At 56.8% G+C, this 26,857-nt stretch carries 20 protein-coding genes and 1 pseudogene; 11 read left to right on the forward strand and 10 right to left on the reverse strand.

Features of this window, described 5'->3' with window-relative positions; all coding sequences use genetic code 11:
* The first annotated feature begins 1 nt into the window (after nucleotide 1).
* From K3758_RS08190 to K3758_RS08205, 4 genes are read left to right on the forward strand one after another with little or no spacing between them, the layout of a single operon-like run.
* Complete coding sequence (locus K3758_RS08190; protein ID WP_259949884.1) at nucleotides 2-2,284, forward strand: hypothetical protein; 2,283 nt, start codon at nucleotides 2-4, stop codon at nucleotides 2,282-2,284.
* Nucleotides 2,277-2,789: a hypothetical protein gene (locus K3758_RS08195; RefSeq protein WP_259949885.1), complete on the forward strand. Its 513-nt coding sequence runs from the start codon at nucleotides 2,277-2,279 to the stop codon at nucleotides 2,787-2,789. Before K3758_RS08190 ends, K3758_RS08195 begins: the two co-directional genes overlap by 8 nt.
* Entirely contained in the window at nucleotides 2,749-3,237 is a 489-nt protein-coding gene (locus K3758_RS08200) for a hypothetical protein (RefSeq protein ID WP_259949886.1), read from the forward strand. Before K3758_RS08195 ends, K3758_RS08200 begins: the two co-directional genes overlap by 41 nt.
* Nucleotides 3,234-5,180, forward strand: coding sequence for an ATP-dependent RecD-like DNA helicase (locus K3758_RS08205; RefSeq protein ID WP_259949887.1), 1,947 nt, complete (start codon nucleotides 3,234-3,236; stop codon nucleotides 5,178-5,180). Before K3758_RS08200 ends, K3758_RS08205 begins: the two co-directional genes overlap by 4 nt.
* Before the next feature lie 562 nt (nucleotides 5,181-5,742).
* Here K3758_RS08205 and K3758_RS08210 read toward each other — a convergent pair.
* Nucleotides 5,743-6,102 carry a hypothetical protein gene (locus K3758_RS08210; protein ID WP_259949888.1) on the reverse strand — a complete coding sequence of 120 codons (360 nt, stop codon included), beginning with the start codon at nucleotides 6,100-6,102 and terminating at the stop codon, nucleotides 5,743-5,745.
* On the opposite strand from K3758_RS08210, the gene K3758_RS08215 reads away from it, so the two are divergent.
* Nucleotides 6,101-6,340 carry a hypothetical protein gene (locus K3758_RS08215; protein WP_259949896.1) on the forward strand — a complete coding sequence of 80 codons (240 nt, stop codon included), beginning with the start codon at nucleotides 6,101-6,103 and terminating at the stop codon, nucleotides 6,338-6,340. The genes K3758_RS08210 and K3758_RS08215 overlap by 2 nt on opposite strands.
* A gap of 263 nt (nucleotides 6,341-6,603) precedes the next feature.
* Here K3758_RS08215 and K3758_RS08220 read toward each other — a convergent pair whose 3' ends face one another.
* The 4 genes from K3758_RS08220 to K3758_RS08235 form a co-directional block, all read right to left on the reverse strand.
* Nucleotides 6,604-8,136 (reverse strand): UvrD-helicase domain-containing protein, encoded by a 1,533-nt coding sequence (locus K3758_RS08220; RefSeq protein ID WP_259949899.1) that lies wholly within the window; start codon nucleotides 8,134-8,136, stop codon nucleotides 6,604-6,606.
* On the reverse strand, nucleotides 8,129-9,880 hold the full coding sequence (locus K3758_RS08225) for an ATP-dependent endonuclease (protein ID WP_259949900.1): 1,752 nt from the start codon (nucleotides 9,878-9,880) through the stop codon (nucleotides 8,129-8,131). The genes K3758_RS08220 and K3758_RS08225 overlap by 8 nt, the downstream gene beginning before the upstream one ends.
* A 629-nt stretch (nucleotides 9,881-10,509) precedes the next feature.
* On the reverse strand, nucleotides 10,510-10,722 hold the full coding sequence (locus K3758_RS08230) for a hypothetical protein (protein WP_259949903.1): 213 nt from the start codon (nucleotides 10,720-10,722) through the stop codon (nucleotides 10,510-10,512).
* On the reverse strand, nucleotides 10,722-10,916 hold the full coding sequence (locus K3758_RS08235; RefSeq protein ID WP_259949904.1) for a hypothetical protein: 195 nt from the start codon (nucleotides 10,914-10,916) through the stop codon (nucleotides 10,722-10,724). The genes K3758_RS08230 and K3758_RS08235 overlap by 1 nt, the downstream gene beginning before the upstream one ends.
* A 695-nt stretch (nucleotides 10,917-11,611) precedes the next feature.
* Here K3758_RS08235 and K3758_RS08240 point away from each other — a divergent pair.
* The 3 genes from K3758_RS08240 to K3758_RS08250 all read left to right on the forward strand — a co-directional run bounded on the left by K3758_RS08240 (nucleotide 11,612) and on the right by K3758_RS08250 (nucleotide 14,482).
* A complete protein-coding gene (locus K3758_RS08240; protein WP_259950030.1) occupies nucleotides 11,612-12,454 on the forward strand; it encodes a pentapeptide repeat-containing protein in 843 nt (280 codons plus the stop codon).
* Complete coding sequence (locus tag K3758_RS08245) at nucleotides 12,454-13,392, forward strand: nucleotidyltransferase domain-containing protein (RefSeq protein WP_409202627.1); 939 nt, start codon at nucleotides 12,454-12,456, stop codon at nucleotides 13,390-13,392. Before K3758_RS08240 ends, K3758_RS08245 begins: the two co-directional genes overlap by 1 nt.
* A 310-nt stretch (nucleotides 13,393-13,702) precedes the next feature.
* Nucleotides 13,703-14,482 carry an alpha/beta fold hydrolase gene (locus K3758_RS08250; RefSeq protein WP_259950031.1) on the forward strand — a complete coding sequence of 260 codons (780 nt, stop codon included), beginning with the start codon at nucleotides 13,703-13,705 and terminating at the stop codon, nucleotides 14,480-14,482.
* 229 nt (nucleotides 14,483-14,711) lie between these two features.
* Here the strand turns inward: K3758_RS08250 and K3758_RS08255 are convergent, their stop codons facing one another.
* From K3758_RS08255 to K3758_RS08275, 5 genes and pseudogenes are all read right to left on the reverse strand, one after another.
* Nucleotides 14,712-15,344, reverse strand: coding sequence for a tyrosine-type recombinase/integrase (locus K3758_RS08255; protein WP_259949906.1), 633 nt, complete (start codon nucleotides 15,342-15,344; stop codon nucleotides 14,712-14,714).
* Between the two features lie 232 nt (nucleotides 15,345-15,576).
* The gene (locus tag K3758_RS08260; protein WP_259949907.1) at nucleotides 15,577-16,557 is read right to left on the reverse strand and encodes a phospholipase D family protein; all 981 of its coding nucleotides are present in this window, start codon (nucleotides 16,555-16,557) and stop codon (nucleotides 15,577-15,579) included.
* 790 nt (nucleotides 16,558-17,347) lie between these two features.
* Complete coding sequence (locus K3758_RS08265; protein ID WP_259949908.1) at nucleotides 17,348-19,246, reverse strand: ATP-binding protein; 1,899 nt, start codon at nucleotides 19,244-19,246, stop codon at nucleotides 17,348-17,350.
* A gap of 526 nt (nucleotides 19,247-19,772) precedes the next feature.
* A pseudogene (locus K3758_RS08270) lies at nucleotides 19,773-20,414 on the reverse strand (ferritin-like domain-containing protein); the annotation flags it as partial.
* On the reverse strand, nucleotides 20,411-20,884 hold the full coding sequence (locus tag K3758_RS08275) for a peroxiredoxin (protein ID WP_067623558.1): 474 nt from the start codon (nucleotides 20,882-20,884) through the stop codon (nucleotides 20,411-20,413). The gene K3758_RS08275 and the pseudogene K3758_RS08270, both read right to left, overlap by 4 nt.
* Nucleotides 20,885-20,992: 108 nt before the next feature.
* Here K3758_RS08275 and K3758_RS08280 point away from each other — a divergent pair, with 108 nt between their 5' ends.
* The 3 genes from K3758_RS08280 to K3758_RS08290 all read left to right on the forward strand — a co-directional run bounded on the left by K3758_RS08280 (nucleotide 20,993) and on the right by K3758_RS08290 (nucleotide 26,850).
* Complete coding sequence (locus tag K3758_RS08280; RefSeq protein WP_259949910.1) at nucleotides 20,993-24,334, forward strand: DUF3971 domain-containing protein; 3,342 nt, start codon at nucleotides 20,993-20,995, stop codon at nucleotides 24,332-24,334.
* 44 nt (nucleotides 24,335-24,378) lie between these two features.
* On the forward strand, nucleotides 24,379-25,443 hold the full coding sequence (gene queA / locus K3758_RS08285) for a tRNA preQ1(34) S-adenosylmethionine ribosyltransferase-isomerase QueA (protein ID WP_259949911.1): 1,065 nt from the start codon (nucleotides 24,379-24,381) through the stop codon (nucleotides 25,441-25,443).
* Nucleotides 25,444-25,515: 72 nt separating this feature from the next.
* Nucleotides 25,516-26,850 carry an MFS transporter gene (locus K3758_RS08290; RefSeq protein WP_259949912.1) on the forward strand — a complete coding sequence of 445 codons (1,335 nt, stop codon included), beginning with the start codon at nucleotides 25,516-25,518 and terminating at the stop codon, nucleotides 26,848-26,850.
* Nucleotides 26,851-26,857: the final 7 nt, after the last annotated feature.

Here is a 26,857-nt window from a genome sequence, read left to right on the forward strand (position 1 = left end):
AATGATCATGCTCAATTCTATGCTATCCGAGCCGTTAAATCGAGACTTGTTGAGGCGGATCGATGCGATTGGGCAGGAAAACGTGCCTGTTAATGAGTGGAGGGTTTCCTCACGCTCTGTATTTGCCGACGATGAATGGATCATGGACGGCACCGCTATGGAAAGCGAACGTAAAGTTCGGTTCTCATCTCCATTGCCCCTCAATCAACCAGCGCTCACTGAACCTGGATATGAAGGGCTATTACTGGACTGTAAGCTGGTTCTCTGGAGCTCAACAGTAACGAAAAACGGATTCACATCAGGAACTAAAGCCAATGCCATTTTCCGCTACCTGCGTGCAATTTTTGCATGGATGATGCGGGAGAATATCTCCGATTTTGGGTATGTAACACGAGATCGAGTCTGGGCCGATGGTGGGATCGATAACCCGCGCACGTTCGCAGGTTCACTCCTTGAGCATCTCGGTGGGAAGCCAGAGGATATCGTAGCGTCGACGCCCACGAACTACCTGAACTTGTTTGCCATGATCTTTAGAGAATTCGAGATACTCCGGACGTTTGATAGACCCTGTTTGCCCGAACATCCCTTCGACACCGGGGAGAGTTCACTGGTAGCCAACGAACTTGGGCGAAAGGAGATGGAGGAATGGCGCCCCATTCCTGACGAGGTTCTCATTCCTATGCTGAATGCCTCTGGCGATTGGCTGGGTCAAAGGGCTGAGGATGTAATAGAGGCGCTGAGTATCTTCGAGGATGCGAAGCGGCGTCATGTCGGTCGCGAGGTCGGCCATCGCTACGCAACCATGCTCGCGAAACAAGATTTGGCCACGTTTCAATTCTCGGAGATCGATGGTGTTCCGTGGCATGAGCCTCTTGATAACTACCGCGATCAAGAAACTAATCAAGAACAGGATCAAACTATTCGTCAGCTCGGCCGTTTGGTTCGCTATGTTCAGGCCGCAGGAATGATTGCAATTCAACAAAGTTCCGGGATGCGCTCAGGCGAATTGATCGAACTTCTGTCCGAAACTCGAGAGAATAATAAAGCCGCGTGTATCGAGGAGAAGCTCGTATCGGGAGGGGCGAAAACTCTGGTAATCATCCACTCTGTGACAACAAAGATCAACGAGGGTATACCAGAGGCTCATCAGTGGATTGTAGGGGTTAAGCCGAGTCTGCCATTTGGAAAGGCCCCTGATGTCTTGGCGCAGCGTGCAGTGGACGTCCTTATCCAGATAGGAAACCTACTCAAAACACCCAACACCAATCCGCAGGTGTCGAAGCTTCTATTCGTAAATTGGGGTTCCGGAGGTGTGCCGGCTGACGGTTCTGCGCTTGTGAGGTTCACAAACGGAACCCATAACGAAGCGATCCGACAGTTTCTGGCGCACACCTGCAAAGAGGAACTCTCTGCGCTTCCGGACGACTCTCCGAAGCTCGTGCAAGATGGTTGGCTTGGGCATTGGCGGGATTCCGGTGGAGGGATTTTGCATAGTCATCAATTACGCAAGGCATTCGCCAACTTCGCGTATTCGATGGAACCCGGACTGAGAGAGGAGATACGGGTCCAGTATGGGCACATGTCCATCGCTATGACGAACCGCTATACGAATAACGTCCATCAGATAAAGCAATTGAACGAAATGGAGGCGCAACTCGCTGCCGAACATATCGTTGCAGCTCTTTCTCAATCCGCCTTGGCAGGGAAAGGTGTTGAGGAGGTCAGGCAGAGGGGAGACTGGCAGGAGCTCCGGGAGCGTTTCGATCGAGCAAATCCGGAGGACCGACATCAGGTGGTTTCAGAGTGGCTTCATGAAACACGCCGCTTGGTCGATGAGGAGTATCGGATCGTAGAGGACGGGAGGAGAGATCTGAGAACGGCGAGGCGCAGTGCGGTTTCAGACGCCGCTCATGGTCTATGTGCGGCGGTTTCTATCCGGGCAGACGATATGGAATGCCGAAAGGATGGTGATACAATACACCGCATCTTGGACGGTATGGGCGCTGATAAGCGTTATCGGACGCCGAGCAGGTGTCTTGGTTGCATCAACTATCTTGTTCTGCCGAAGCATCGGCCGTTTTGGGAAGTTAGGTATAGGCGGTCCCAAGAAATCGTAGCGTTTATGAAGTGCCAAAATCGTCCGCTGTCGATGTATCAAGCGCAACTGAATGTCTCGAAGCAGTCGCGTGTATGGCTAAAGCAAATCGGTGCTACCGAGGAGGAGCTTGACGCAATCGCCGAGGATTGTATCGCATCGGCCCTTAGAAAGGTTGCCAATGGCTAAGCGGACTCGCCACAAGAGCGGCAAACCTGAAGCCGTTAAAGCAGACTTTCACGCGGCCTTGGATCGGCTCATCGCAGGAAAACCCAAGTCCAAGGAACTTAAATCTCAGGCTGCATTGGGCAGGCTCAGGATCAACGCTACCAACCTGGCGAAGGAAGCCGGACGTTCGGCGGCTCTGATTTGGCGTCCCTTTTATGCCGATGTAAAAGAGCGGCTGGAAAGTCTGTCGGCACCGAAGCGACAAGCAGACGTTCCGCCAACGGTTTCAGCAATCCGCGAATTACGAGAAGCACTGAAGCAGCAGATGGAAGATGCCAAGCGCCACTGGGTTGATACCGTGGATCTTCACACCAAGCTGGCGAAAAAAGAGAGCGAGATTGAGACCTACCGTTCTGACATGGAGCAGCTTTCAAAGGATGCACACAAGCTCCGCGTCGAAAATGCCAAACTGAGAGAGCAGCTTCATGGAACAAACATCGCAACCTTCCCAAGCCAAAAGAAGTAACCGATCGACGGCCCAGGAGGCTGCTGAACGCGTTCGCTTGCTGATTGAGAAATGTGCGGCACAAGGTTGCATCCTGCCTGTCAAAAATGGCGCCCTTTGGCATGCCGAAATCAAGCGACAGGCCAGCTTGAGCAACGGCCAAATCGATGGCAACAGTGAAATCAAACGGATGCTCCAAGAGCATGCAGATCACCATGGGGTGCAATATTCTCGTCGTGGTCGCGTGGCGCCGGACGAAGACACCCAACGGGTAGCGGCTGACCCTACGTTGATGGTTCCTATCGAGCGCTTGCGCGACGCGCAAATGCGGCTCTCGGCAGCGGAGCGCAAAAATGCGGAACTGAAAGCAGAGAATGCGAGTCTCCGTAGCCAACTGATGCGGGGCGACGAAGTGGCAGAGTTGATTACCTTGGGCGGTCGCATCAAGCCAGGAGAGCTCGATCTTTGACATTCCAACCGAACAGCACGACAACAGGACTTCCTGCTCGCCCCTCGCTTTTCGCGGAATATCTGGCTCGCGATCGAGCTTTCAAATTCATCGGTCCAACTCGCGCGAATGCTTTGGTCGAGGCGTTCGGGTCTGATTTGCGCGAGGCCATTCTGTCATTGGATGACCGTGTGGTCGACATTATCGGCGAGGCGCCCGCGATTAATGCCGCGGCGGTTCTGGAGACGCGACTACCAGAAACAGAATTTCTGGCGTGGCTGGTAAGCGTCGGGTCGGACATCCCAATCTACAAAGCCATTCGCATTGCAAGAGCGTGGGGGCAACAGGGCACCGAGGCCATAAAGCAGAACCCATACCTGCTGCTCGCTGTGAGTGATTGGAAGACTGCTGATCGAATTGCGGCAAGCGTTGGGATCTCGAAGCAAGATCCGCGCCGCCAGATAGCCGCCATTGAGGCCGCCCTGATGGGCAAGGGCGGGCTGGATAGCGGATGCACCTTCATGAGTCGTGAACACGCTCTACGGCGCGCTCAGAGGCTCTCTGGACATAGGGTTGATCCAGTGATCGCAGACTATGCCGTTGATACTGGGGCTGCTGTCAGGCTCGGTGGGGCGCTTCAGCCTCCAGGTGCAGCGCACATGGAGGCTGGGTGTGCGCTCCTGTTGGCGAAGTTTGCCCCTCAGACTCCGTGTTCTGGGATTACCGATGGAGACAGACTGGAATGCCTCATAAAACGCTATGAAGTAGGGCAGCCCTTTCCGCTGACGGAGGCTCAGCGGGAAGCCGTCAGGATGTCTCACAGGCACCGCCTGTTGGTTCTGGCCGGCTATGCGGGATCGGGCAAGACCACAGTCCTAAAAGGTATCTGCGATACGCAGGAGGCCATTGGTAAGGCGCCGTTGATCATTACCCTGTCGGGTCGCGCTGCACAACGAGCATCTGAAGCAACCGGGCGGCGTGCGATAACCGTGGCTCGATTTCTTATTGAAAAGGGAAAAACGAATGACCTGCTGGGGTCGGACCAAGTCCTGATCGCCGACGAGGCGAGTATGCTTGGCCTCGTTGAGCTTTGGCGCATCGTTCGACGGCTCGGTGAAGCTTCACTCGTGCTTTGCGGTGACCCTGCACAGCTTCCGCCAGTATCACCGGGCGTCGTATTTCACCATCTCGCCGTCGACCCTGATACAAGGAAGGTCGTCCTCGATCGGGTCCATCGCCAGGATCAAAGCTCGGGAATTCCTTCGCTCGCGGAAGGAGTGCGCAATGGCTCTATCGGAGAACTGCCAGGGTTCACAGGACCCAAGCCTGGCGTCTCGTTCCATCCGTGCAGTCGCGATGTTTTCTGCGACGAGATTCTGCGGATTGGAAGGGAGTTATCGAGCAGTGGGGATAACCGCTCCTCAGTGCAAATCATCGCGCCTACGAACCGTGAAATCAGTCAAATAAACAGCTATTTTCACAAGCTAATACTCAGGAAACGGCCCAATTTATGGCCGGGAACCCAGCATATTGCTGAGGGCGAACCGGTCATTTGGACGCAAAACGATCCAAAGCGAGGCCTGACGAATGGCGCCCTCGGCCGCATCATCGGGATCGATGGAAATGCAATTCATGCCGAAATCGACGGCGCTAAGCACGAGCTTCAGCAAAAGGACGGACAATTTCTCCAGCTTGCTTGGGCAATCAGCGTGCATAAGGCGCAAGGAAGTCAGTGGTCCCGCGTGATCATCCCTGTTTACCAAAGCATGATCGTGGATCGCTCATTGATCTACACAGCGCTTACGCGGGCGCAGGAGCAAGTAATCTTCGTAGGGTCGTTCTCAGCAACCCGACGTGCCGTCGAACGCTGGCCGACAGCAGTAATGCGCAATTGTGGCTTCCCCGCGTGGTTGAAACTGGCGCGCCAAAAGGGGCTCGAAATGAAAGACAAATGCTGTCTTTAGATTGCGTAAGGATTCGAGGTGGTTTTGATAACCGCCACCGGACATGGTCGCAATAATCAAAGCATCTAAAAAGAGGATTGTCTTTATCGCAAGCCCTTAACCGGATGTGTTGCACCCCAAATGGTGAAGTCCCGAATGCCCGTCCAGTGCGACTGAGGTGTTGCCTCGGCCAAGTCACCCAGAACCGTCACTTTCAGGTCTGTCGCAGTATAGCATCAACCGTGAACGTCCGCTTTCGAGAAATTTTATGCGATGTCTCCCAAAATTCACGCAGCCGGTTTGGGCTCGAAGCAGATCTCTTCGCGATATCTGACCTACGAAGCGTGGACGATCTCCGCCGGGCGCATACCCGCCAGCCGCACCTTCAACCAGCGGACGTAGCCGCTGAGGTTCTTAGTCGCCGGTCCGCAGAAGGGCTACACGAACCTCTTGTAGCGTGCCTGGAGCGAGTTCACATTCTGAATATGGTAGTAGCCTGAGGCCACGCGCGTGCCTGGCTTTCTGCCGACCACGAAGTGCTCGATAACGAAGCGCACCAACACAGTTTGCGGACACCCCCAAATCATAACAGGCCGTCGTCATGGTCGGAGGCGCCGCGCGCGCGCCGCCGCAAATCCTCAAATGTCTCTGACGTAATAGGGTCTGTGAGATCGCTGTTTGGACCGGCGTCGAGCTTCGCTCGCAGCGTCTCGATGTCATCGATCTCTTCCTGATCGAGCTGGGCGAGATCCTTTAGGGCCAGTCCCCGCATCGCCTTCTCCCAAATAGCATCAATCTCCTCGGCGTTCGCTCCCTCAAGCGAGATCACAATAATGTCGGGGTTGCCGATGCCGGCGGTGCCGGTATCGGCACCTGCCTCGATTATGGCGTCCAGGAGCGCGTCGAGTTCGACGGCCGGGCGTGGGTAGGTGCGGTCAGTCATGACGTTCCTCCTGATGTCGCGCTGTGCCCGTATCTTGCGACATCGGATGTCACGCTATGCCCGTATCTGGCGACATTGGATGTCGCGCTATGCCCGTATCTTGCGACATCGGATGTCGCGCTATGCCCGCATCTTGCGACATCGGATGTCACGCTATGCCCGTATCTTGCGACATCGGATGTCGAGCTATGCCCGTATCTTGCGACATCGAATGTCGCGCTATGCCCGTTTTGTGTGACATTCAAAGTCACGCTGTGCCCGTGTCTTATGTGATTTCCGGATATCGCTGTCAGGTAACTATATCAGTTGTGCCTTCGCGCAATTGCACGGCGTTGTGATAAGCCCGATAGTGGTGCGGTATCTTCGTCCAGCACTACCGGCACATTGCTTATCCTGATCACCATTCGGCCGGACCAGTCCATCGTCGTATTTGAACCCCATATTAGCCAAACTTTCGCAAACGGGCCAAAGTTCATCGGAGAAATTACGCCAGAAGATACACTAAATCGCCAACAATGGACTGGGATCGTTGTTGGGGATAACAAGGGTCAGAGAGGATTTCGCGCGACTGAGGGCAACATAGAGTTTGCACCTCCCGTAGATCGTGTCACCAAAGCTTCCACGGTCACAGTGAACCAACATGACATTATTGCATTCCAACCCCTTAGCCTTATGAACAGTTGAGATCGATTTTGATGGCGGCTTAGGACGCGATACACTCCGCCTCATATTGATTTCTGCAAAGGCTTTTGTCAGGTCGCTAAACTGAGCCATGGTTTGGGCTTCACGAAATTCTCGCCACAGGTCGATTTTTATGTCGGTAAAACCCTCAGCTCTGGTTCTCATGAGTTCGTCAACTTGCCTGATCGCCTTGGCCAAACCTACGTGGTTTGGCTCACCCAAGATGATCTTTGCCAGAGCCTGAATGTTGGCGGGCTTCCTGGTCCGTGGCCTTGAGCATTCGCAAGAAATCTCAGCGAGCAATATGTTTCCATGGGCAGAGCGTGAAAAACCTGTTCCGATGGCAGACATAAACTCGATCAACGCATTCCCGAGCTTCAGGGCGTCACCAGTATCGCGCTCAATATCAGAAATTAGCTGGGCCAGAGCGCTGCGCGTGTGTCCTTCCCATATGGGAACCCGTCGAAACCAGAACGAACGAAGACTTCGAACTAAACCGTTGGAGTTTGCCAGCACGAACAGTTGGGTGTGTGAATCTAAGCACCTATTTAGCGGCGGCCTTTCACTCCGATCAACTTGATAGCCTTCCCGGGTGGGAGATACGTTCTCTGCGCGGATGATATTGACCGAAGACGGTAGATCACGCGTTAGGTCGACAGTCCCCCCAGCCAACAACGTCTCTCTGGCTCTGAGGACCCACGCTCCCAGTTCTGAGCATCCATTGCCATCCGCCATCCATCGATGTGGTTGGTCCAGCTCGCCATATACACCTGCATCGACGAGCCTCTGCCATCGCTCCCGCTGTCTTTCGGCTCCTCTTACAGTGCGCTCATATATGCTCTGCATGCGGTCGCCAAAAACTCTGAGGTGCGCACCGTGCTCGAAAAGTTTCATGATTATTGCATGGCGTTCTGGCGATGCATCTTGATGTTCGTCACAGACTATGACTGGATACCGCCGAGCTAACGCCGAGGGTATCATTGGATACTTGGTAAGAAGCTTGGAAACCTTGGTTGCCAATTTATCAAATCCATTATCATTAGCGTAAGCCCAAGTCGTTGGGTCGCGCGGTAGTCCTAAGACTTCGTGATACACGCCTGCCACTTGAATAATAAGCGAGTCTATCGTTTTGATCTCAACCTTCGTTCTCGGTAGCCCTTTCGTTTTCTCCGCGAAAACATCACAAGCCGCGTTTGTGTGGGTCAGAATAAGCATCCTGCCTTTTCCCAATTTAGGCGCAATGTCTTGTGCGTAGGTAGCTCCTTGAAAGGTCTTCCCGCAGCCGGCGGGCGCTTCGATCACAACAAGCGGCCTGTCACTTCGTAGTAGATCGTGGACGGTTTGGTCAGACAATTTGGATGTTCTCCGAAATCGTCAGATTGACGCTTGCGAGGATAGCGGTAAGAAACGGCAGCACTCTCGGAGATAATCCATCCCAAGCGCCGAGTGAGAGGGCCTTTTCAGCAAGTTCACGCCCCCCGAGCTCAGATTTGAACCACTTCGCGCTGTGGCTTTTCCAGGCTTTTTTTTCACCTTCAGGTGCGCTCCCGTTGGCTCCGCTCGCAGCTTCGATGACGAGTTCTTTTAATGACTTCCCGATTGTTGCAAGTTTGGCTTCGATGCTTTCCATCGACCTCTCAGGCGCCCCTATCCTTTCCTGCAAATGCCTCAGTCTAACGCCATGGGCCTCATCGGCCTCTGTGCCGATAAGGTCAGGAATGCGCGCATCTGGAATTGCCGATATTACAGCCTCTTCTGTGCACCTCTCGTCCCATTGAAGCAGGCGGTCAGTCATGCTCGATTTGAGATCCGCCCAAATCCCTGACCGCGAGCCTTCATTATCTGCCAATCCCGCGAATTTCAGTCCGGACTTATCGAGCGCTTGAAGCAAGAGACAGGTGTGATCGTTGCCTTGGCCGTTGCAGATCCGAATCCCATGGTCGAGAGGATCATGGCCCAGAGCTTTTTCAAGAAGGTAGCTCAAGAAACCGACTTCAGTGACACCCTCTGCAATGACTGCAACGCGAGCCAAGAATGTTTCCGGATCATTCTTCTGCTGCTTCTCTACGAAAGGAGGTGGAAGCTGACCCAGATTTCCACTGCTATCAAGATACCACATGTGGGCATCTTGGACGCAACTGATTGCTACCGGGCTATGGGTTGTTATGAAGGCTTGACCGTCCTGTTCGGATAACCCCATTAAAAACTGTCGAAGTCGATAAGGTTCTAAACCACGTTCGATTTCGTCGATCGTAATGAGCGACGGTGCGGCGGTTTGTGCTGCACCCACCTCCAAGCTTGCAAGCCGTCGCGTTCCAGCCCCCCAAGAAGAAAGGGGGAGAGATATATCATCAGCTCGTTCGGCCAGAAGTCCAACCAACGAGCCAATTGAGACGCCCTGTGAACTCGCAAGTCCGATCGAGATGCCGGTAGGAAGTGCTTTCTCCTTGAACCGGGCGTCAAGCCCAGTCAGCGCCGCTTTTCCTTCAGGTGACAGGTCGTCCTGAAGATTGAGTCCTGCCACCTTACTTCCTATACGCGAACGCAAAGCCGGATCACCAATATGCCGGTCCAAGGCTGAACCGTATACGAGGCGCAGATCCTTGTCGTTGCGATCGTCGCTCGGAAGCGAAATCAGTCCGATTTGGCGGCGCAACCCAACTGAAAGGCGTGCCGAGCCTCCGTCAGGCTGCACTATCTCCCAAGTCGATTCTTGCTGGTCGCTTGCCGAAAACCTGAACTTGTAGACTTCGATGCCATCGTCATTTTCAGATCCCGGGTCAGGCAACACCTCTTCCTCGCCGTTCCAAAGCCATGGATAGATCATCAAAGACTGATTATTGATGTCCACCTCGCTTCCGAGCTGCATGACGCATTCAATACAGAAGCCATGCTCGAGGTTTCGCATCCAATAGTCAGTTTCAGTTACCGCCAGAGATGCCGCTGGAGAAAACAGGATGTTGATTGCATCCAGCACAGTTGTCTTGCCTGCGTCCCCGCCGCCAAGGACTAAGTTGAGACCAGGTGCCGGGCGCCATGTTAGCTCTTTGATTCCGCGAAAATTTGCGATGTTGAGCTTTAGAATTCTTGAAGGCATTTAACTATATTCTCCAATCTCTACGAATACCGTTTCATCTTATCTGTTCGCTTCCGGGGAAAAAATTATCCTAAAAAAGGCGCCTTGATAACGTTCGCCTCCAAGCTCTTCACGAAGACGATATGAACTCGAATAGTTGGGCCCTGATCAATTGAAAGACAGAACATCGCGCACGTAGATTTTGCCCCTTGCTACGCCGGTCTTCATTGTGGGTGTTCGACGTTCCGCCTTCGGCTTTCCGGTCTCAGCCGACCCGGGGAGCATGTAGATGTAATAGAATCGAAGAATTGTTGCCACTTTATCTATCATCGACGGATCGTAAAATGCATTCACATACCAAGTGCCATGGCACAGTCGAATTTCAACCGCGAACTCTGTCCACATGCCTCCCCTTGATCCAACAGACCTTAACCGAAAGCAAACCGTCAATCCCTCCGATTGAGAGCGGGCGCGTCGGGTGCCATTCGATCAGAAATTTACGGTCGCTGTCATCGAACAACATCGCGTGGGTGATGCCGTCCATATCGAGGTAGCGCATGCAGAGAGAGGTAGGGACAAAGAGTGCCGCCCCAAAAATCGGTCGGCATCGGGTTACAGACAATTTGGAAATTTGTCTGTAAGAGCGCGCCTTAGATCTCGAGGTCGATGTCAGGTGGGATCTTTCCGCGAGCGTTCCGAAACGCCATGGCCTCCCGCTCACGCCGGGGCGACCAGTCAGGAGCCACGCGCCAGACCAAGCGGATCAGCGCACGCTGCCACCATGGTCTGGCCCGAAAAACAGACAGGTCGGGCCGCGCATCACGCATACGTGCCCGAAACTCTTGCTTCTTCATTCCACTCATCAAGCACCTCCTATCCAGAGCAACGCTTCAGCATCTTGCCTGGTAATCCATTCGCAGATGCGCCCGTTCTGGCCATCTTTCCGGGCAATCTCAGTGTAGCGGCTAAGGCGTTGCTCAAGCTCAGCGTCATTGAGTAACTCCGGCGAGATCAGCAGCATCAGGTCTCGCCCGCGGTATTTCTCAAGTTCGCTCATGCATTAATATAGCGCCCTCCTCCTCTTGTGTCAGGGGCGGGGGATCATCGGGTCCAGGGTGTGGGTTATGCGTTAGGGGTCCTGAGGGGCTGAAAAAGCATCTTTCGAAGTGGGACTGCATGTGGGCCCGCCTCGGCCTGATCTTTCATCTCGACGACATCGCGTCGATCAGCCTATGCCGCAACCGCGAAAACCTCCGACGCCAACGCAGTCAGTATGGGCTTAGAGTTGCCGTTCGCAATGTCCGCAATCGGGGCGGCATCGAAGGTGCCGTCCAACGACAGCTGTGAGGACTTTGCTGCCGTTCACTGCGGCCGCTCAGTTTGCGCTGCGATTGCGAGGGCCATTTGGAATGGGGGCGGAGAGCAGTCGTTCGCTGCGTCCTGGATGAACGTCCGCGATGCGCAAAGAGCTCCTATTGCAATCCATGAACGATTGGGTATTCAGGAAGAGAAAGCGTGGTAGAGAAGCAACGTCGTGTAGACTTGGCAAGATGGCATACACATCAATAGCTAAGGAATGTTGATAGCCGCCTTAACACGTGAGCAGCATAGTTGGGGGATTACGCGGCATTCACAGGTGCGCTACGCTCGTGTGGCTCACTTCAAGACACAATGAGGTAGTTATAGTTGCTTGATAACTTGTTCAGATTGGATGGAGAGCCAGAAATTTTAGGGGCTTGCGTGATGCCTCCGATGTCGCCGGGTGACACTGTAAGCAACAAAGTCTTTCCCCAAGGAGAATGGGTTCCTCCGATACGTAGAATAAAAAACGTCACCTTTCGGAACGTGGCTTTCTCAAAAACAATTATTTCAAAAATTACATTCACAGATTGCTTATTTGAGGACTGCCTTTTTACTGGAGCCCATTTGAATGAGGTCGAGTTTCATGGCTGCAGGATCGTCAACTGTAACTTATGGAAAGTCAGAATGACTCGGGTCTATTTGCGGCCAGAAAAGGTGAGGTTCGCAAAAAGATTTCGTATTGAAGCCGCCAACGTGGGAATATCCGCCTACCATTCGATGCTATCTAACTTTGCTGAGGAGCGCCAAGATAAATTCTTCATGGAGGCTGACATCAAGTTTCGACGGTGGACCAGATACCAAATTTGGCATGACTTGCGCGTAGAAAAGAAAACTTTGCAAGAGGCTTTATGGGGCTGGGTTTGTAGCATATTGCACGACTATATAACCGGATTTGGGTATCGCCCTTGGCGGTTTCTTTTTTGGACGCTGGTGCTCTTCTTCGCAGTGTCCTACTTAAACTACACTCTTATCGGGGACGCTATTAAAGCAACTGACTTGGCGCCTACGTTGGCCTCGCCAGTGTCTGAGTTGCAAGGGGAAGTTGGGCTTGCAGGACATGCTTCCTTCATTGATACGGTATTCTATACTTTTTCCGTCCTTACAGTGCTCGGGTTTTCTTCCGTAACTCCGATGTCCGACTTCGCTAAGATTCTGTCGGTGATGGAAGCATTGGCAGCGATTGGATGGCTCGGTATCTTTACAGCAGTCTTAGTGAAGAGGTTCCTGCGTTGATGCTTCCAAAAACATCGATCCGACCCGCATCAGCTGAGGCGCTTTTCGGCTCCACTGCGCGTGGTGACGCGGACGCGCATAGCGATCGCGACTTCCTAATCGTTGATGATGATCCCAAGGTGCTTGTTGCCCGATCGGCAGAACTGGAGGCGCGGGGCGCGTCGGTCGCATCTTACACTTTCGCGAAGTTGAAGGCGCTATCCACTCACGGCGCTCTTTTTGTTCAACATCTTAAACTTGAAGCGCAGATTTGCAGAGACACAGACGGGCGCTTGGCGAAGCTGCTCGCACAATTTCGGCCTCGAACAACTTACACGCAGGAAATCAGCGATAATGCTGCATTTGCCACTCTCGCGGCTAACGTTCCCACCGGCGGCAGAGGTATGTTGTTCGCAGCCGACATACTCTATGTAGGTGTTCGCAACCATGGGGTGCTCACCCTGGCAGAGCGCGGCATTCACGTCTACGGATTCAACGCCGTGGCGGAAGGCCTTGAGGCGGAGGGAATTTTAGCCCCAGGCGGCGCGCGGGCGCTAAGTTCCCTCAGATTCCTCAAGTCCTTGTATCGTAATGGTGAGTGCGTCTGTGAGCGCTCGATCCACGACAAGGTCAAGACCGCTTTAGAGGTCCTACCGGCGGCATTTTTCCCGAAGAGCGTCGAGACGCTCGACCCGCTTTGGATTATCGACGCGCCGAGCGCTGGAAGCAGTTCTGCCTACTTCGTTCTCAGGGATCTTGAACGTCGCTTATTAGCGCTTCAGGCGCTGGAGCTTGATCCGCGAACGGACGCCGAACTCGCTCAGCTCGCTCGCTGGATAGCCAACCCGCGTGCATATGCGTCGATATCGCAGTCACTCGCCCCGAATGTTCAAGCTAAAATTGCAAAAATCGCACAAAGCCACGTTCCGAGCAAACGTTGGTCAGGGAGCTATGGGTAACTGAACTGTCCTGAGCTTTGCCAAACAAAAGTGCCGCACAGGACAGCATTAATGCCAAAAATGGCTGCTTTGGGCTGGGACCGGTCATCTGCTGCGTCAGGCTCGATGGTCGGCAATGGGCCGTTCTTGACTGCGGCGAGACGACCGCACAGGGGTCAGGAATTGATATCGCTGCGCGGGGGCGTCGGCGGCGGCGATGCGCAGGAGGACCGGAATATGCGCGTCCGCTGCGTGCCGCCGTCGGCACGACGACCCGTCGGTTACCAGCACAACCGGCGGAACCAGTTTCGCTGCCGAGCGTTCCTTGAGCATGGAACTAAATTGCGAACGTCACGGTGCCGGACCACCCTTGCTCCTGGTTCACGGGTTGGGTGGAAGCGTCCGGTCCTGGGACGGCATCCTGCCGATGCTTGCTCGCGAACGCGAAGTCATATTGGTTGATCTGCCTGGGCACGGGGGGTCTCCGGCGCTTCCGGGGCGCCAAACGATCGCCGCCTACGCGGATGCGCTCGAACACTTTATCGACCGGAACGGGCTCGCCGACGTCGATACCGTCGGCAGTTCTGTTGGCGCGCGGCTGGTGCTGGAACTGGCACGGCGCGGCATCGGCGGCCACACGGTCGCTTATGATCCGGGCGGTTTCTGGCGCGGCTGGGAGACGGCGTGGTTCCGCTCCACGCTTGCCGCCTCGGTCCGGCTGGTGCGCCTCCTGCGGCGGCGCATTCCGGCGCTCTCGCATAGCCGTGCCGCGCGGGCTGTTCTGCTCGCGCAACTGTCGGCGAAGCCCGGCGCCCTTGATCCCATGCTGGTCCAGAACGAGCTAACGACCATAGCCGAGACAGATGTGTTCGACGCGATGCTGCGCGAACTGGCGCGTGGTCCGTTGCAGGAGGGGACCGCCACACCTCCGGGCCGGGTGACGATTGGCTGGGGCCGTCAGGACCGTCTCCTGCTGCCACGTCAGGCGGAGCGCGCACAAGCGGCCTTCCCCACCGCGCGGTTGCATTGGTTCGAGCGGTGTGGCCACTTCCCGCAATGGGATCGCCCGAAGGAGGCCGCAGAGGTCATCTTGAAAACGATCGCGAGATAAAGCGCGGATAACGGACGTGACCTCTCACGCGCGGTCCAGCTCCTCGAGAAACTGCATGATGAGACGGAGATAACTCGAGCGAATGCTTCCTTTGTCCGCTCCGCCGACCTTTACCTTCGAAAATGATCCGCGAGGGATGAATGGCCGATATCGTGAAGCTGCATCGCAGCGTTCGACCATCAAGCCAATGGCAGGTCTGGGCCGGCCGCGACAGACCGGCCCTTGGCGCTTAGATCTCTACCGACTCTGCGATCGCGAGCGCATCCTCCAGTTCGACGCCGAGGTAGCGCACGGTGCTGTCCATCTTCGTATGGCCAAGCAATAGCTGCACTGCTCTAAGATTGCCGGTCTTCCGATAAATCTCCGCAACCTTGGTGCGACGCATGGAATGGGTGCCGTAGGCGCTCGGCTCGAGACCGATGGAGTCCACCCAGTCCCGGACGAGGCGAGCATACTGCCGTGTCGAAATGTGCAGCCGTTCGTGGAACCGTCCCGGCCAGAGATGTTCCGACCCAATCATGAGCGGGGATTCGAGCCAGGCTTCGATTGCTTTCCGAGTCCCTTCGGTAATCTCGAAGCTCACGGGCCTGCTTGTCTTGCTCTGGACAATCGCAGCGCGGTGCCTGACCTGCCCCGCGGCGTAGACGTCGGCGACCTTGAGCCGCACCAGGTCGCAGCCACGCAACTTGCTATCGATGGCGAGATTGAAGAGCGCCAGTTCTCGGGTCCGATGGGCGATCTCCAATCGGACCCGGATCGCCCAGACATGCTTCGGTTGCAGCGGTCGTTTCTGGCCGACGATGCGCCCCTTGTTCCAAGCGGGACGGCAGGCACGGATTGCTGGTAGGTTGGCGGTAGGCATAGCGGTTCCTCCAATCCACCGGTCCCGCCACGTCTTCGGCGTTTCGCCGACGGCCAACTTTACAATCGATCTGCGGCGAAAGTCGGCTTCGAGCCCAGAATGAACGATGCTGCGATGTGGACGAATGTCGGCTATTTACGGAAAGTGCCAGAAAAAACCTCAACAACAAATGAGGCTTTGAACGGAGTTGACAGATCATGGAGCATGCTTATTTCAACCCAATTGTATAAAGTCAATTTCTCAAGATTTTCGCAAAAGTCTTGGCATCAAGTGCATGTCCAAATTTTTTGTTTTTCAATTTAGAAATAGCCGCACTTAGCTCACCGTCTTTATCTAAATCATCGTTTGATAGTGGTGGCATCTCCGTCTCCGACCAAGGCAAGACCGAAAAGTATGACGCTTTCACTTTAGTTTCATCGTCGATCGCAAGATTGAGGTTGCCGATGAATTTTAGAGCTTTGAGATAGAGTTTTCCTCGACCACCACGATGAAGACTAATGTAATATCCATCAAGCTTTTTCCGCTCTGATAGCCCAGTGAAGGCGTCCAATCCGCCCTGCGGAACCCAGTTCACTTTCTGAATGACCTCTTCTTCACCTATTTTTATTGCATCCTTTTCAGGCTTCGATATCGGTTCTTTCGTAAGTAAGAACTTCCATCTACCGGCTACGCCGGACTTCGAGTCTTCCAGCGCCTCGAGAAATGTTTCGTATCGTCGATGACCGTGCGGCGTGCCTCGTTTACTTAAATTCCAAGTTGTTTCGGCCCACTTGATCTCCTCAGGGCCAACAACTTGAGCTTCTTTCCAGCAATCCTCAAACCACGCGCTGGCTGATTTCACAGCCACGTCATCCGGGGCTACAAAGATTGCAGCTTCGATCAGTTTCGCGTGAGATAGAAAACCGACGCCATTGCTTGAGAGATTTGCTGAACCAACGAGGCAGCCTTTGTCTGAAAGGTAAACCTTCGCGTGAAAACCAGAAAGATATTTCACATTATCTTTGCCAAGCTTTTCTGAAAGCGCCGTCAACGCTGTCGGGTTGGTGCCTCCCATGCCTATATCACAAATAAGCCGGGTTCCACCTTCGACCATCTCATCCGCTCCTTTCCCAAGAAAAGCTGAAGCAATCCTGACGTCCTTGCCCTTCAAAATTTTCTTAATATGGTGGCTACTTCCGCCGTCTATGTTGGTGCTGACAAGAAATTGGTTCATAAAAACTTCTCTTTTGAGTGCTCTGTAGTGGAGAATACACTAAGCGTCAAAACGGACCTCCTGCAACCCCAAGTTGGCATCCCACAAACTACCGTTATTTGGGCGGTTCGCTAATAGGGCCTTTGACGCACGTGCAGTGAAGGTCGGCAGAGTCCCGCACAGCTGACTTTCACCAAACGAGAGTGCTGCACGATGTTTGAATGGCCGGTCTCGGGAAGTCGCAGTGCAGCATCGAAGCCGGGTCTGAATGTCCGGTTAGGGCCGTTCGTGTAGCCGCTTCCCCACGCAGGAAGGGTGGAGACCGGGCTTTCGCGGCATGATGCATAGCGGGCTGCTCAGCGGACCTTCCTGCCATACGCTTCGCGTGCTGGATTTTCGCCGCGTCTGCGAACGCCATTAAAGGTGCGGCAGAATGCGGTCATTCGCTATGAATAACTTTGATAACATCGTATCGATCACCGCAATAGCCTTAGGAGGCGTAGGTATCGTCTACACACTCTATGTCGGTCGGGTAGCCGGCCGGGGTCGCCCACGTGATCCCGAACGCCTTCGCTGTTTTTTAGCAAACACACCGTATCACCTTCTGAAGGACAGGAAGGATCGTGGGCGATGTTCCAAGCCTTAACAGTAGAGGGGATCGTCAGCTTTCGCCTGAACCGGACCCCTGGTTCCGGCATAATCGAGAGCCTTCTCGGCATACGATCCCTGTGCCACAGGTGGGCGCCGCATTTACCTGGGGGGCTTAGTGAATACGTGCCACACCGCCATGTTCGAAAAGGGGATCAGAAGGTCAGAGGAACTTCCTGAATAGAGAAGCCCATCGATCAAGCATTTCTTCATCAATATGACGATCAATGTTGGCCAGGAGCTTGTCCTTCACCTCCAATGATAGACGGACTTTCCAATCCTGCGAAAGCTCGAAGCCTTCGGTTTTTGCCCAATTCTTAATCTGCGGCACGATTGGCAGCGTGGGATCATGCGTATCATCGAAATCCCGGTCCGCCCGGCGTTCTTGCCGGTCGAGAACTTTCACAAGGAGCGCCGATGGAAGAAGATCTTCGATTTCCGTGTCGGTCATGGTTTCGAAGACCTCGTCCGTTAGGATCACCCGATCTTCCGAGCCTGTATAGAGGCTGGCGCGTAGAGACTGGGCGGCTTGCCGACCAGCGTTGTCACCGTCGAGCAGCACGAAAGGGAGCACATCGTCACGACCGACGAGGATGGATGCAATAATTTTGGCAGTCTTCGCTCCCCCTGATGGAGGGAATACCAGTTCCGCCGATGGTTGAATTCGACCCTTCCCGATCAAGACGTTCTTAATTGCGGAGAGATAGTGCTGGTCCGATGGTCCCTCCACGATAACTGGCTTGCAGCCGAGGAGGAGGCTTTCAGAAACAGAGAGGTTTAGAGCCGAGTGGACTGCATAAGTCGCCCCTGCCTCGCGCTTTCCACCGCTTCTGCGAGCTTGTCCGAGATCGGCTGAGGCGACGGTCCCGCCCTCGTTATCCACATAGACTTTGCGAACCCTGTCGAGGCGGTCCGCGTCAATCATGAACGGTGAATGGGTCGTGAAAAGGATCTGGTTGGTCTGGGCCAAATTGTCAAAAAACCGGGATAGGTCCCGTTGCGCGAGCGGGTGTAGCGAATGGCCTGGCTCATCAAGGAGCACGATCGCATGCTCGTGGTTGTCTTCGCTCTCGTAAGTGAACACGAGGAAGAAAGAAAGGAACCACTGGAGGCCAGTGCTTCGATGTTCAAGCTCAATCTCCTCAGGACGGCGATCATCAGCGACCCAGATGCGGAAGTAGTTGCCATCAGCTTGAAGTCGGAACCGATAGTCACCTTGCTTCCACCAGTCGTGGAAGGATCTTGTTAGTTTGGTCGATGCAGATTGCAGAAGAGCAGCCCGCGTCCGCAACTGCTCGTCATCAGCTGCGATCTGCTCGTCGGTCTTGGGATCGGTGCTTATGAGCTGCCCTTGCTGATTGACCCGCTCCGTCACGCCTGTAGCCCGGGCCAGTTCCAAGACCTCTTTCGGGCTGAGGTTCACAAGGTCGAATAATACCTTTAACGTGCGCGCCTTCGCCGCTTCCTTCGCCCCGAGGTCGTTCCGAGCAAGGTTGTCGACCACATGGGGCAGGTAAATCTGCGCATCAAGATTTCCGTAGTTCGAGTAGTAGACAAACTTCGGCAGTCGCTCTTCGAACGCCGAACTTAGGGTAGGATCTCTATCTTCGGGTTTCGAATCAGCTCCTTCGTCGCCGTCTTCGGTTGCATCCTCCGATGGCTGGGAAGCAAACGCATCATGGAGATTGAAGTCTTCCGCTTCGGGAAAGGACCAGCTATATCGCCCATCGAAATCACGAACGACCTCAACTGTGTTGCACTTTTCCGGGTCAGCGCCGTGCTGCGCAGCTATGTCTCGTTCTTCTTCGTCAAGTTTGAACATACAAGCGATGAAGTCGTTACTTCCCGGCTCCTCCCGCATCTCAGCGTAGCGGCTCCGCGGCATGTCATCGAGCAGGTTGATTTCCCCATCTCCAGTTGGATTGAACTTCCATAGTGGGAGGAGAAGGTTCGTTTTTCCTGCCTCATTTTCGCCGATCAGTGCTGTAACGTCAGAGGCCTCGATCCAGCCGCTATCGGTTGTGGATCGGAAATTGGTAACGCGAAATTTCTTCAAAATCATCTTAAAACTCAGTCCAATCTAATGCAGTCAATCTTCCTTGGAAATTACTGCACACCATGAGGTCAGAACTAAAGCCCAGTCCAACCAAAAAATGATTTTCCACCGACACAACGAGTCCTGTTGTCGAAGAGTGGTGATGGGAGTGGGTGCACCACTTGGCGAAGATGGGAAACCGGGTTGTCATAAAACCGAGTGTATGCGGCCCTCATCCGGCGGGAGGCGGCAGTTTAAGCGTCACCCGCGCTCTTCATTAAGACGATAACTTCAGTTCTACGAGGGTCGGTCGCTTTCATATCGGTCGGCAAAGGTCGGACCTTTTTGCTTGCCACAAGGGCCGCGTCAGCAGCTGCTAACAGCTCCTGACCGCCTTTGTCCAAGGAGGTGATCAGGCAGCTGCCTTGTGCCGCAAGGAATGTCTGTATATAGAACGCCCGTATACGGTGCGCAGTATTAAAACTGAGTCAAATCATTGTATATAATGGTTTTTGACACATACATACATAAATGTAGTTCGTATAAGAAATCACTTGCTGCCATAGGCCACATGGGCGACTTCTTCGGTGTAAATAGTCTCAAGGGCTGCCACGGCGCTGTCGGCCTTCGCATTGCGGAAAATCTTGATCATGCCGGGGGTCACATCAAGGCCACGGGCCTCCAGCACCATGGGCACCACGGCAAGGCGGCCCATCAGATCATCCACCGTGTCTTCGGCTGCGCGCCACATGCCAGCATGGGCGGGCATGGCGCCGTAATGACTGCCCATTTCCTCAAGACAGTCGCACATTAGGTTGAAATGTTTGGATTCGTCATCCGCGGCTTTGACCCAGTCGTCAAAGAACCCCAAGGGCAGCGGCACATGCGAAAACCGTGCGATCACGTCCCAATGCAGGTCCACGGCGTTCAACTCGATATGCGCCACGGCATGCAATAGCGCCGCGCGGCCCTCGGGCGTGCCGGGGCGGCGGCGGGGCACCTCGCGGGGGCTTAGCAATTCGGGCTGGGCAGGTCGGGCAGGGTGCAGCGGCGGATCGGCACGGCCCACCTCGGGGCGCGCGCCCTCGGCCCGGGCCGATAGCCATTCCGCTGCGAATTTCCGCGATAGTGCGGTCTTTTCGCGCCCATCCGCCGTGCGCAGCACCGCCTCGGCCATTTCCGCCAGCGGCATCATGCGCCGCGCACCGCGTCCAGCACCGCATCGACATGACCGGGCACTTTCACCTTGCGCCAGACCTGCGCAATCTGGCCTGCGGCGTCGATCAGATAGGTCGCGCGCTCGATGCCCATGGATTTCTTGCCGTACATGTTCTTCTCGACCCAGACCTCATAGGCTTCCGTCACCGCGCCATCGGTGTCGGACAACAGCGGCACGGTCAGCGCGTGTTTGGCGGCGAACTTATCGTGTTTGTCCATGCTGTCGCGCGAAATGCCAAAGACTTGCACACCAGCCTCGGCAAACTCCGACAGCCGCTCGGAAAAGCCGATCGATTCTTTGGTGCAGCCGGGCGTGTCATCGCGCGGGTAAAAGAACAGCACCACGGGGCCGCCTTGCTGCGCAGACAGCGTAATCTCGCCACCGCCAGTCACGGGAAGGGTGAAATCCGGGGCCGGTTGGCCGGGCTGGGGTCCGATCTGCGACATGGGGCGGTTCCTTTGGCTTGTGAAGGGTCGTTCAGGGCTGTCATACTGCATCTGATTTGACAACGTCAAAGCCGCCCCCGAAAGCCGCCCTATCCGAACCGGAGCCCGATGCGCGACCAATCCCCTTCCAGCCCCCCTGCGCCAGACGGCGAAGGGTCGTCCCGCCGCAGGCCGCGCCGCCGCGCGGGGATCGCATTGGTTGTGGTGTTGGTGCTATTGGCGGCGCTGGCGACGGGGGCGGCGGTCTATTTCACCGGGCGTCCGATCCCCGCGCCGCTTTGGGTGCAAGAGCGGATCGAGGCGCGGATCGCGACTGCGCTGCCGCAGGCGCGGGTGGATTTCGGCGCGATGGAATTCGTCGTCGACGAAGGCTGGCGGCCGCGCGTGCGGCTGCAAGATATCTTTGTCACCACCCCCGAAGGCGACGAGATCGTCAGTTTCAATGAGTTCAAGGCAAGCCTGTCGATGCGGTCACTGCTGCGCGGTGTGGCACAGCCGCGGGCGATTTCCCTTTCAGGCGTCGTGGCAAACCTGCGCCGGGGGGCGGATGGCCGGGTGAGCCTCTCTGCCGGGGCCGGGATCGCCCCGCCTGAGCGTGAGGCCGCGACCCTGCCGCAACTCATCGGTCAGATCGACGAGGTGCTGGCCGCCCCCGCACTCTCAGCCCTACGCTCGGTTGAGCTGCGCGCTCTCACGCTGCGGTTCGAGGATGCCCGCGCGGGCCGGGCCTGGACCGGCGATGGCGGGCGGCTGCGCCTGTCGCGCAGCGGCGATCAGCTTGACCTGTCGGCCGATCTTGCGGTGCTGAGCGGTGGGGCCGATGTGGCCACGCTCACCGCGAATTACAGCAGCCGCATCGGCCAGAACGCCGCGACCTTCGGTGTTACATTCGACGGGATCGATGCGCGCGACATCGCCGCACAGGGGCCTGCGTTTTCATGGCTAGAGGTGCTGCGCGCCAATATCTCGGGCGCGGTGCGCAGCGGGATCGACAGCGCGGGCCGCTTTGCGCCGATCAACGCATCGCTGCAAATCGGCAAAGGCGTGTTGCAGCCCAACTCACAGACCAAGCCGATCCCTTTTGATGGGGCACAGAGCTACTTCAGCTATGACCCCGCGCGCCAGCTTTTGCGCTTTGACGAGATGTCCCTCGACAGCCCTTGGGTGTCAGGCAACATTACCGGCACTTCGCAACTGGGCGATGTCACGGGGGGCATTCCGGGGCGGATGGTGGGGCAGTTTTCCTTACGCGATCTGCGCGCCAATCCGGCGGAAGTCTACCCAGAGACGGTGGCCTTGGATCAGGCGGATATCGACTTTGAACTCAGCCTCAACCCGTTTCGCCTGAAACTGGGCCGTTTGGAGATCAGCGATCAGGGCCGTAGCCTGCGTCTTGATGGGGCGCTTGTGGCCGAGCCTGAGGGCTGGAACCTGTCGCTCGACGGGCGCATGGACAGGCTGAGCCCGGAGCGTCTGCTGGCGCTCTGGCCCGAGGGGGTGAAACCCAAGACCCGCAAATGGCTCGACGAGAACCTTCATTCAGGCCGGATGCGCAACCTTGATCTGGCGCTGCGCATGGCACCGGGGCAGGTGCCGCAGACCTATGTGGCCTTCGACTACGCCGGGGCCGAGGTGCGGTTTTTGAAAACCCTGCCGCATATCACCGATGGCAGCGGCCATATGAGCCTGCTTGATAACCGTCTTGTCGTCACGGTGGACGCAGGCAAGGTGATCGCGCCGCAGGGCGGGGCGGTGACGCTGGATGGGTCGTCTTTCATCATCCCGGATGTGCGCGTGAAAGACGGCAGCCCTTCGGTGATCCGGCTCAATACCCGGTCAACCCTGACCGCCGCGCTGTCGCTGCTGAACCAGCCGCCGATGCGTGTGATGGACAAGGCCGGGCTGCCGGTGACGCTTGCGGATGGGGAGGCAGTGCTGAAGGGCACGCTGGCGCTGCCGTTGAAAAAGGGCGGCAAGCCCGAAGATGTGCGCTATCACTTCGCGGGGGATTTGCTGTCGCTTTCGACCGATACGCTGGTCAAGGACCGCAGCCTTCAGGCCAGCAAGCTGGCCATCACCGCCAGCAATGACCGCATCACCATCGGCGGCGAAGGACGTATCGATGGCGTGGGTTTCGACGGGGAATGGTCGCAGGCAATCGGTCCCGGCTCTGACGAAAGCAGGCTGACTGCCCAAGTGGCGCTGACCCCTGCGGGGCTCGAAGCTTTTGGCGTCGCACTGCCCCCCGGCAGCCTTCGCGGGGAGAGCAGCGGACAGATTGCGGTGGACCTCAAGAAAGGCGCGGCACCGCGGTTTTCGCTGCGAAGCGATCTGGCGGGCTTGGGCGTTTCCGTGCCGCAGCTATCGTGGTCCAAAGCACCGGAGGTCAAGGGCGAGCTGCGGCTGGCGGGACGGTTGGGCGAGACGCCGAACATCGACGCCTTTCAACTGAACGCGCCGGGGCTGCGGGTGGCAGGCTCCATCGACCTTGAACCCGGCGGCGCGTTGGACCGCGTGCGGATCGACCGGCTGCGGCGCGGCGACTGGCTTGATATCCCCGTGCAACTGATCGGGCGTGGCAAGGGCAATCCGGTGCAGGTGGTGCTGGGCGGCGGCACGCTGGACATGCGCCGGGCGGAGTTTGGCGGGGCCGGGGGGCAAGCCGGACCGCCGATGCGCGTGGCGCTGGACCGGTTGCAGATCACCGATACGATTTACCTCACGAACCTTGCAGGCACCTTTGACACGGCTAAGGGGATGGACGGATCTTTCACCGCGCGGCTCAACGGCGGCACGCCTGTACAAGGGCGGGTCCTGCCCCAAGGCGGGCGCAGCGCGGTGCGCGTGGTCTCGGACGATGCGGGCGGGATACTGCGCTCGGCCGGGCTGGTGAAACAGGTCGTCGGGGGCAATCTGTCGCTCACGCTGCTGCCTGTCGGGTCGGGCGGGGCCTTTGACGGGCAGCTTGAGGTCAGCAATGTCGCCATTCAAGACGCGCCCGGGATCGCGGCGCTGGTCAATGCCATTTCGGTCGTGGGGCTGATTAACGAACTCAACGGCGATGGCATTTACTTTGACGATGTGGAGGCGAAGTTTCGCCTGACCCCGAACCGCCTGACCTTGACCGAGGCCAGCGCCGTGGGCGCGTCCTTGGGGCTGTCGATGGATGGGGTCTATGCGCTCGACAGTGGGTTAATCGACATGCAGGGCGTGATCTCTCCGGTCTATATGTTTAACGGGATCGGGTCGCTGTTCACCCGCAAAGGTGAGGGGCTGATCGGGTTCAACTACCGTCTGACCGGCGCCGCGAAAGAGCCCAGCGTCTCGGTCAATCCGCTCTCGGCGCTCACGCCCGGCATGTTCCGCGAGTTGTTCCGCCGCCCGCCCCCGACACCCCCCGCGGTGCAGGGCCAAGCGAATCCGGTTGCCCGGGTGCCAGAGGACCGCTAAGCGCCGGGCGACCTATGCTGCCAGACCAATAGGAACGCCGACCGATGAAGCTATCTGATTTCGATTTTGACCTGCCCGAGGAATTGATTGCCACGCGCCCCGCCAATCCGCGCAGCTCTGCCCGGTTGTTGGTGGCCGCGGGGGATCAGTTGCATGACCGCCGCGTGACCGACCTGACAGACTGGCTGCGCCCCGGCGACCGTTTGGTGCTGAACGACACCCGCGTGATCCCGGCACGGCTTTCCGGGCTGCGCCACCGTGCCTCGGCCCAAGGGGCGGTGCAGGCCAAGATCGAAGTCACGCTTTTAGAGCCGCGCGGCGATGGCACGTGGTCGGCGTTGATCAAACCCCTCCGCAAGTTGAAAATCGGCGAAGAAGTCGTCTTTTCCGACGATCTGCGCGCCACGCTGGAGGCGGTGGAAGACGGGCAAGGGCATCTGCAGTTCAACTGCACAGGTGATGATTTCGACGCCGCGCTGAACGCGGCCGGGGCCATGCCGCTGCCGCCCTATATCGCTGCCAAACGCGCGGCTGACGCGCAGGATATGACGGATTACCAAACCGTTTTCGCCCGCCACGCAGGCGCGGTCGCGGCGCCCACGGCCTCGCTGCATTTCGACGAGGCGCTGCTCGCGGCGCTGGCGGCCAAGGGGGTCACCTTTAGCCATGTCACCCTGCATGTCGGGGCGGGCACCTTCCTGCCGGTCAAGGTCGATGACATTTCCGAGCACAAAATGCACGCCGAATGGGGCCGGGTGAGCGCCGAGGCCGCCAAAGAGATCACCGCGACCCGTGCCGCCGGAGGGCGCGTGATCCCCGTGGGCACCACTGCGCTGCGCCTGATCGAAACAGCGGCGCGCGGCGGGCAGATCGCGGCGTGGGAAGGGGATACCGATATTTTCATCACGCCGGGGTTCGACTTCAACGTGACCGATGGGCTGATGACGAATTTCCACCTGCCCAAATCCACGCTGATGATGCTGGTCTCGGCCCTGATGGGCGTGCAGCAGGTAAAAGACATCTACGCCCATGCCATCGCCGAAAAATACCGTTTCTTTTCATTCGGCGATTCCTCTCTTCTGCTACCAGAGGCGCAAAAACCCGCTTGAATGTCGTTCTAGGGGGTGACTAGCCTGCGATTGCCGTCCATGGGAGGGCTTGGGCGAACAAGGAATTGACCGATGATTCAAGTGGTTTCAAGCGCATGGGCGCTATTGCTGGGCATGTGCCTGTTGATGGTCGGCAACGGCATGCAGGGCACTTTGCTGGGTATTCGCGGCGGCATCGAAGGGTTTTCGACCCTGCAAATGTCGATCGTCATGTCGGCTTACTTCGTCGGTTTCTTGGGCGGGTCGCGGATGGCGCCGGGGATGATCCGGCGTGTGGGCCACGTGCGGGTCTTTGCGGCGCTGGCCTCGCTGATCTCGGCGGTGATGATCCTCTACCCGACATTCCCAAATACCATCGTCTGGTCGCTGGGCCGGGTGCTGATCGGCTTTTGTTTCTCGGCTGTTTACGTGACCGCTGAAAGCTGGCTCAACAATGCCGCCACCAACGAGAACCGGGGGCAGGCGCTTTCGGCCTATATGATCGTTCAAACACTCGGCATCGTCATCGCCCAAGCGCTGCTGCTGACGGCTGACCCGTCGGGCTTTGTGCTCTTTGTCATTCCTTCGGTTTTGGTGAGCATCGCGGTCACGCCGATCCTGCTGTCGATCAGCCCCACACCGCCCTTCGGCACCACCAAACCGATGAGCCTGAGCACCCTGATGGAGACCTCTCCGCTCGGCTGTGTCGGCATGTTCCTTTTGGGCGGTGTTTTCTCGGCGCAGTTCGGGATGGCGGCGGTTTACGGTGCCGAGGCAGGGCTGAGCGTCGCGCAGATCTCACTTTTCGTGGCGGCCTTCTTTGTCGGTTCGGTGATCCTGCAATATCCCATCGGCTGGATTTCTGACCGGATGGACCGACGCAGCCTGATCGTCATCACCGCGCTGATCGGTGGCGCGGGCTCCATGGTCGGCATGATGCTGGGGCATATCTTTCCGATCCTGCTCGCCACTGCCTTTGTTGTGGGCGGCATGTCGAACCCGCTTTACTCGCTGATCATGGCCCATACCAACGATTTCCTCGAACAAGAGGATATGGCCGCGGCCTCGGGCGGGATGTTGTTTATCAACGGCTTAGGTGCCGTCCTTGGCCCGGTGATTACCGGTTGGATGATGGGCACGGCTCTGGGACCGGGCGGCTTTTACCTCTTTACCGCCGTGCTCTTTGCCGCACTGGCCGGCTATGCTTCCTACCGTAAGACGCAGCGTGCGGCGGTTCCGGTGGACGAAACAGGCAACTACGTGCCGATTTACCCCTCTGCCACCGCGGTGGCCGTGGAAATCGCGCAGGAGTATGCCATTGAATCGGAACAGGAAGCCGCCGAAGAAGCTGCCCAAGAAAACGCCGAAGCTGACAAAAACGCCCCTGATAGCGATAACGATGTCGCGGATGACACAAAACGTGACTAGGCTTTTG

Origin of the sequence: Sulfitobacter sp. W002, from assembly GCF_025142135.1 — a bacterium.
Lineage (GTDB): Bacteria > Pseudomonadota > Alphaproteobacteria > Rhodobacterales > Rhodobacteraceae > Sulfitobacter > Sulfitobacter profundi.

What these genes read in the sequence shown, in the direction of transcription:
- K3758_RS08240 (WP_259950030.1), top strand. Translation starts at nt 11,612, where the DNA reads ATGTCGCCGGGTGACACTGTAAGCAACAAAGTCTTTCCCCAAGGAGAA.
- K3758_RS08190 (WP_259949884.1), top strand. Translation starts at nt 2, where the DNA reads ATGATCATGCTCAATTCTATGCTATCCGAGCCGTTAAATCGAGACTTG.
- K3758_RS08215 (WP_259949896.1), top strand. Translation starts at nt 6,101, where the DNA reads ATGACGTTCCTCCTGATGTCGCGCTGTGCCCGTATCTTGCGACATCGG.
- K3758_RS08195 (WP_259949885.1), top strand. Translation starts at nt 2,277, where the DNA reads ATGGCTAAGCGGACTCGCCACAAGAGCGGCAAACCTGAAGCCGTTAAA.
- K3758_RS08225 (WP_259949900.1), bottom strand. Translation starts at nt 9,880, where the DNA reads ATGCCTTCAAGAATTCTAAAGCTCAACATCGCAAATTTTCGCGGAATC.
- K3758_RS08200 (WP_259949886.1), top strand. Translation starts at nt 2,749, where the DNA reads ATGGAACAAACATCGCAACCTTCCCAAGCCAAAAGAAGTAACCGATCG.
- K3758_RS08255 (WP_259949906.1), bottom strand. Translation starts at nt 15,344, where the DNA reads ATGCCTACCGCCAACCTACCAGCAATCCGTGCCTGCCGTCCCGCTTGG.
- K3758_RS08210 (WP_259949888.1), bottom strand. Translation starts at nt 6,102, where the DNA reads ATGACTGACCGCACCTACCCACGCCCGGCCGTCGAACTCGACGCGCTC.
- K3758_RS08260 (WP_259949907.1), bottom strand. Translation starts at nt 16,557, where the DNA reads ATGAACCAATTTCTTGTCAGCACCAACATAGACGGCGGAAGTAGCCAC.
- K3758_RS08275 (WP_067623558.1), bottom strand. Translation starts at nt 20,884, where the DNA reads ATGTCGCAGATCGGACCCCAGCCCGGCCAACCGGCCCCGGATTTCACC.
- K3758_RS08250 (WP_259950031.1), top strand. Translation starts at nt 13,703, where the DNA reads ATGGAACTAAATTGCGAACGTCACGGTGCCGGACCACCCTTGCTCCTG.
- K3758_RS08290 (WP_259949912.1), top strand. Translation starts at nt 25,516, where the DNA reads ATGATTCAAGTGGTTTCAAGCGCATGGGCGCTATTGCTGGGCATGTGC.
- K3758_RS08230 (WP_259949903.1), bottom strand. Translation starts at nt 10,722, where the DNA reads ATGAGTGGAATGAAGAAGCAAGAGTTTCGGGCACGTATGCGTGATGCG.
- K3758_RS08280 (WP_259949910.1), top strand. Translation starts at nt 20,993, where the DNA reads ATGCGCGACCAATCCCCTTCCAGCCCCCCTGCGCCAGACGGCGAAGGG.
- K3758_RS08235 (WP_259949904.1), bottom strand. Translation starts at nt 10,916, where the DNA reads ATGAGCGAACTTGAGAAATACCGCGGGCGAGACCTGATGCTGCTGATC.
- K3758_RS08245 (WP_409202627.1), top strand. Translation starts at nt 12,454, where the DNA reads ATGCTTCCAAAAACATCGATCCGACCCGCATCAGCTGAGGCGCTTTTC.
- K3758_RS08265 (WP_259949908.1), bottom strand. Translation starts at nt 19,246, where the DNA reads ATGATTTTGAAGAAATTTCGCGTTACCAATTTCCGATCCACAACCGAT.
- queA (WP_259949911.1), top strand. Translation starts at nt 24,379, where the DNA reads ATGAAGCTATCTGATTTCGATTTTGACCTGCCCGAGGAATTGATTGCC.